The organism is Streptomyces sp. NPDC047981, assembly GCF_040653315.1.
Classification (GTDB): Bacteria; Actinomycetota; Actinomycetes; order Streptomycetales; family Streptomycetaceae; genus Streptomyces.
The window spans coordinates 1-1,609 of record NZ_JBEZNQ010000196.1 but is presented as its reverse complement, the minus strand read 5'-3'; the positions used below and the strand labels follow the sequence as shown (position 1 = coordinate 1,609).

Sequence of the window (1,609 nt, the reverse complement as noted above, 5' to 3'; positions counted from 1 at the left end):
GCTCAGCGCGCGGCCGTCGTCGCGCGGCCGGTCGTGGAGGAGGCGGCCGTGGCGTAGTCGGCGAGCGTACGGTCGGCGCGCCAGCCCCTGGCCCACGCCTTGGTCACGTCCAGGACGACCCGGTGCGCCAGCTGATCGACGGCGTACCGCGTCAGCGGCGGCTCGGCCGCGGGCCGCAGGCGTCCCAGGGCCTCCGCCGTCGTGGCCGCGCCCCACGCCAGGGGCAGAGGAAGGTGCAGGATCCGGGCGCGCACGCCATGGGCCCGCAGGACGGTCCGCACCGCTTCGTCCCGGCGGTACGGAACGGGGTCGGCGATGTTGTAGGCGCCCGGGCCCCAGCCGGCGGCCCCGAGGCACGCGTCGGCGAGGTTCTCCACGGCCGTGAGGCTCAGGACCACGTCGGGGCCGGGCAGCGCCAGCACGCCCGCCCTGACCCGGGCGAGGAGCCGCGGCACCAGGTGCGGGTCGCCCGGGCCGTAGACCGCGCGCGGACGCAGGACCACCGCGCCGGCCGCGAGCGCCAGGGCCTCGCCCGCCGCCTTCGTACGCCCGTACGCGTTGAGCTGCCCGCCCACCGGGTGGTCCTCGGTGATCAGGTCCCGGCCGGGGCCGGGGGCGTACACGCTGGAGCTGCTCACCCAGACCACCGGGCGGTCCCCCGCGGCCTCCAGGAGGCGTGCCGTGCCGTCGACGTTGACGGCACGCATGGTCGCCTCGGCCGGCGAACCGGGCACGGGGTCGCCGACGGCCGCCGCGCAGTGCACGACGAGGTCGGCCCCGGACAGGTCGGGCGGTCCGCTCTCGGCGTCCCAGCGGACGTGCCGGCCGACCGGCCCGGGCCGCCGCCCGACGCACAGGACGTCGGCGCCGCGTGCGGCGGCGAGGGCGGCGACGTGCGATCCGCAGAAGCCGCTCGCTCCGGTGACGGCGATCGTGATCATGAGAGGTCGCTTTCCTGTAGGGGAACGGGGACGCTGGTCGCGCGGACCGTGAGCCTGCGCCAGCCGGGCAGGGCGGCCCGCCGGTCCACCCGCGCGCCGACGACAGCCGGACGGTACGGGGCGAGCGCGGCCAGGACGTCGTCCAGCTGCGCCAGGGCGAGCCGCGCGCCCGGACAGGCGTGCGGACCGGCCCCGAAGACGAGCCGGGCGACGGCGGCCGGGGCCGGCCGCCGGGCGTCCGGCAGGCCGGCGGGCGCGCCCACGGCGTGCCGTGCCACGAGCAGCAACCGGTCCCCGGCCCGCACCGGACGGCCGCCGAGCACGGCATCGGCCGCCGCGACGCGCGGCAGCAGCGGGGACGGAGCGGTGACCCGGAACAGCTCCCCGACGAGCGCGCCCCGCAGCCGGTCGTCGCCCGCCTCGTCCCAGAGCCGCCCGTCGGCACACCAGGCGACCGCACGCGGGAGGGCGGCGACGGTGGTGTTGACCGCCGCGACGGCGATCATGGCGCGCAGCGCGACGTCCGCGTGCGGGGCGGCGGGTGCGGGTGCCGCGGCCGCCGTCTCCGCCGACGACCGTGCGTCGCGGTGCGGGCAGGTCGGTCTAGCGGGCGTAGTTGATCTGGTAGACGCGGCCGTACCGCTCGCCCGGGGAGTAGCGCCGAGCTG

General features: G+C 78.7%; 2 protein-coding genes. Both read right to left on the bottom strand.

Annotation, left to right across the window (positions count from 1 at the left end; translation table 11 throughout):
- Positions 1–2 precede the first annotated feature (2 nt).
- A complete protein-coding gene (locus AB0E14_RS39705; protein WP_362430464.1) occupies positions 3–941 on the bottom strand; it encodes an NAD(P)-dependent oxidoreductase in 939 nt (312 codons plus the stop codon).
- Positions 938–1,609: cytochrome P450 (locus tag AB0E14_RS39700; protein WP_362430460.1), on the bottom strand; the 672-nt coding region annotated here is incomplete at its 5' end. The genes AB0E14_RS39705 and AB0E14_RS39700, both read right to left, overlap by 4 nt.